Origin of the sequence: Synechococcus sp. R3-13 (genome assembly GCF_047462195.1) — a bacterium.
Classification (GTDB): domain Bacteria; phylum Cyanobacteriota; class Cyanobacteriia; order Thermostichales; family Thermostichaceae; genus Thermostichus.
The window spans coordinates 1-3,786 of the sequence record NZ_JANSIO010000346.1; the positions used below are offsets into that span (position 1 = coordinate 1).

Annotated in this window: 3 protein-coding genes; 1 reads left to right on the plus strand and 2 read right to left on the minus strand. The window is 49.6% G+C overall.

Annotated elements, in window-relative coordinates; translation table 11 throughout:
• Nucleotides 1-81 precede the first annotated feature (81 nt).
• On the plus strand, nt 82-756 hold the full coding sequence (locus NW856_RS10495) for a Uma2 family endonuclease (protein ID WP_414400177.1): 675 nt from the start codon (nt 82-84) through the stop codon (nt 754-756).
• A 56-nt stretch (nt 757-812) separates the two neighbouring features.
• Here the strand turns inward: NW856_RS10495 and NW856_RS10500 are convergent, their stop codons facing one another.
• Nucleotides 813-2,894, minus strand: coding sequence for a class I SAM-dependent methyltransferase (locus NW856_RS10500; RefSeq protein ID WP_414400179.1), 2,082 nt, complete (start codon nt 2,892-2,894; stop codon nt 813-815).
• A 34-nt stretch (nt 2,895-2,928) separates the two neighbouring features.
• Nucleotides 2,929-3,564: a hypothetical protein gene (locus NW856_RS10505; RefSeq protein ID WP_414400180.1), complete on the minus strand. Its 636-nt coding sequence runs from the start codon at nt 3,562-3,564 to the stop codon at nt 2,929-2,931.
• Nucleotides 3,565-3,786: the final 222 nt, after the last annotated feature.

A 3,786-nucleotide genomic window follows, 5' to 3' on the forward strand; every position in this document is an offset into this window, starting at 1 on the left:
CCGGCACTGACCCTACGGGTACAGTGCGGGGCCTTAGCTACCCCCACACCCCCATAAGCTAACCCAAACCCAATTACTGAGGTGCTGGATCCGGTTTATCTACCCGAGTTGCCCCCCACCCAAGACGAGCTCCCCTACGACGACAGCGAACCTATGGAAAGCTGGCGGCACAGGTGCCAGATGGACTTGCTCATCTCCACTACCCAAACCTGGTTGCAGCAGCGCCCTGATGGCTTTGTCGGTGGCAATATGTTTCTCTACTACAGCTTGGAGCAGACCCGCGGCCGCAATTTCAAAGGGCCGGATTATTTTGTGGTGTTGGGCGTGCCTAAAGGCGAGCGCAAAAGCTGGGTGATTTGGGAGCAGGGCAAAGGGCCGGACGTGGTGATTGAGCTTCTTTCTCCCAGCACTGCCCAGGAGGATAAAACAAGCAAAAAGCAACTTTATGAGCAGATTATCCGGGTGCCGGAGTACTTTTGGTTTGACCCGTTTGATCCAGAAGACTGGGCGGGGTTTCGGCTAAGGGGCGGCCGCTATGAGCCAATTCAAGAGGATGCCGAGGGTTGCTTGCCGAGCGAGGTTTTGGGATTGTACCTAGTGAAGTGGGAGGGCAGGTTTCGGGACATCGAGGCCACCTGGATTCGCTGGGCCACTGCTGCTGGGGAACTGGTACCCACCGAGGCCAACTGGAGCGGCAAAGGGCTGAGCAGGCCGAACAACGGGCAGGGCGCCTGGCCCGGAAGCTACGAGAGCTAGGGGTAGATCCAGACGCCCTGTAGACAGCCAAGTAACTCAAGACAACAGATGGATCCCTAGGAGGCCAACAGCAACACAGGTAGCTTTTGAATAGCAGGCCGTAATCCCTTGGGAAAGCGCTCCCGCTTCAAGGGATAGCGATAGTTGAGTTGGGGAATAAGTCTCTCCCATTGATAGGGGTTCAAGCCAGCTACCACTGAACAGAACGGCTCTCTACTGAGCTCTAACCCCTCTTCCATGAGCCTGAGAGCTATGTTGCCTGCAGCTATCTCCAGAGTTTGATTGGCCAGTTGCGGATCCGGATCCCCTAGGAAGATCAGAGCAAAGTCTTCTGGCTGAGGACTGTGCAGAATTGGCTCCAGCAAGCCCTCCAGTTCTTGGATAAGCTGCTCTGTCTCCATTTCCCAGTAGGGGAAAAGGCCCACGTTGATCTCGCTCAGGCGGATCCCTTGTGGTTTGGAGGTTTCTGTTAGGCTATCTCTCATCACTACCAGGTTTTCTGAAGGACTTAACCACGCGGGACTAGGCCATTCTTGCAGCTCTAAGCTATCGATCTTCCAACCATAGGGCTCAGCTACACTGTGCAGCCGAAAGAAAACTCCAACTTCCTGCTCAAAGTCATGGACAGCCTTTGCGCATCCTTGCCAGTCTTGATAGTCATCGACCTGGATAAACCCTCTGGGATGAACTTGATGATAGAGATGACGCAAAATATCCATCGTTGACTGATACCAGTCAGCATCTGCATGCAGCAGAGCAACCTCACCCACTTGCTCTCGATAGGCAGGCAAGGTGTCAGCAAACAGCCCTGGCACGGGGACAATGAGATCCCAAACTCCCAGTTCCTTGGCAACCACCTCTAAGTTCTCCGAAATGGGTGCTGCTAAGGCACCGGATCCAAAACCCGTATCGTTGGCACCAGCTCCTCGATAATCTCGATCCACCTCTGTTGGATCAGGCATACCTGAGAAGGTATCGAAAGCATATAGCTTGCGAGGTCGACGGCTGTAGTTCTTAATCACCCAGGCCAGCAAAGCTGAGCTTCCACCCCTGCAAACACCACATTCTACAAAGTTCCCAGGAATGTCTTCTTCACAAACCTGCTTAGCCAGTGAATAAAGGCTCCAAAGACCCTCAAAGCTCAGCAAGGTAAAAGATTTAACTTTCTCTAGCACCCTAGACAACTCAAGGTTACAGACCGGATAGTCCTTGAGGTGCTCTGGCAATGTCCAATTCACAGCAGGGTCTGGAATATGCTCAACGGGCTTGACATTGCCTCGCCAGGCCACTCCCATAATTTGCATGGTCTGGTAAATCATCGTGTTCCAGCCCCTGTCTCTCAAGTAATTCAAACCTTCAGCCACATCCGGCGAGGCTAGATCATGAAACAGAATCAAGGCATCCTCAGCAGCATAGCGCTCTGCCACTTGAGCATCCTGCAAGGGAGCCGGCGAGTCATGATTCCCATCAATGTAAATTAAAGACCAGCGACAATCCTCTTGCTGGGCAATCTCCTCCACCTTCCCTGGGCTATAGCCAGGGTAGAGATTGACATTAGAGCGAACTCCAGCCAAGCGAAGAGATCGATCCACACTTCCATAAATCTGGGGATCGGCCAGAGCAGGATCTACCACATCGAGAATAACTCCTCCTGCCGCCAGGTGCGCAGTTGACCAACCTAGCCAACAGCCGATCTCTAGGGCGTTTTTTCCTTGTAGCTTAAGGGCAGTGTTATAAAGAATATGGGCTTCATCTCGACTGACAAAGCCAATACCAGGCTGGCGTTGATCTGCGTACCAAAGATGTGGAACTTCTTTCCGTAGATAAGGCCAGGGATGAGGCCCTGGATCGATAGCAGTCATTAGAGGGAAGCTGTAGTCGAGATATATTTTCTTTTGATTAGCTGATACATAGTCATACCTTCTGATTGGAGAAGAATGGCTTCTAGGATACCAAAGACTGGCTTCAACTTTGAAGCCATCGGTAGTATGAGCTACATGAGTTTTTCTATCCTTAGCTTGATGGGTAGTAATGTGTAGAATTCCTAAAGGGATGTAAGGCTTCCAAGGCTCAACCCAGAGCTTTCTTTTTGGATCCCATAGAGGTAGTTTACTATGAACTGTCCAGTTACAAAACAATGGTAAAATTTGAACGTTATCTATCCCTAAGTCATTATAAATAAATAGCCAGGTTTAGAGAACACTGATCTGAGAAAGATAGATCGCGGCTCATAGAGATAGCTTGGCTCAGTCTGTTTTTCCATGCTACCCAGTGAATACTGGAATTACTTCCAGAGAATACACCATCATTTAGAATTGGTCTTATGTATATGTGGTTATATACATCTCCAAAGTACTTGATGTATCCCGAGAGGTGAAAAGCTTGATGCGAAAATGGATAGGGATCGAAGAGAGTATTTAGCAACTCAGGAACAACTGCAAGGTTTTTGTATCTTGCTCCCAGGGTAAGAAGCTCAATTGCAGACCAGTCTTGCACCCAAGCATCTGCATCAATCCAAATATAAACTTCATAGCCTGGAAAGTATTCAGGAAGGAAAGGCCTACAAACTAGTGCCTTGAGATACTTGGGTTGTCTATCAATGTCGGGAATATCATAGTTCCAATCTGGCTCAACAATGTGGTCAACGTACTGACCTATCCATTGCAACTGCTCCGGTGTACAGCCTACATCCAAGAATCCAATATCTACAGAGTGCCCCTGAGGTTTCTCTCGAATAGAGAGAATGGTCCCCTGAACCAATTCAAAAAACTTGCTGTCAGCAGCCGTAACGATAATGGTTGAGTTCATAACCTTAAGTCTCCTCTCCAAGACTTGAATTGTTGTCGACAAAGCAAGCCCTGCTTAGATAGCAAAGGACTCCTCTGTGGCCTGCTACAACTTCTCCCTGCCAGAGGAGATGGGTAGGATCCAACATCTGGTCAATCTGCTTGCGGTCTTGTTCTAAGCAAAACTCCACATAGATGACCTTGATGTCTTCGAGCTGCTCTTGCAAGCTGGTCAACACCTCCA

Excerpts from the sequence above, each read along its gene's own strand:
- NW856_RS10505 (WP_414400180.1), bottom strand. The coding sequence starts at position 3,564 with ATGAACTCAACCATTATCGTTACGGCTGCTGACAGCAAGTTTTTTGAA.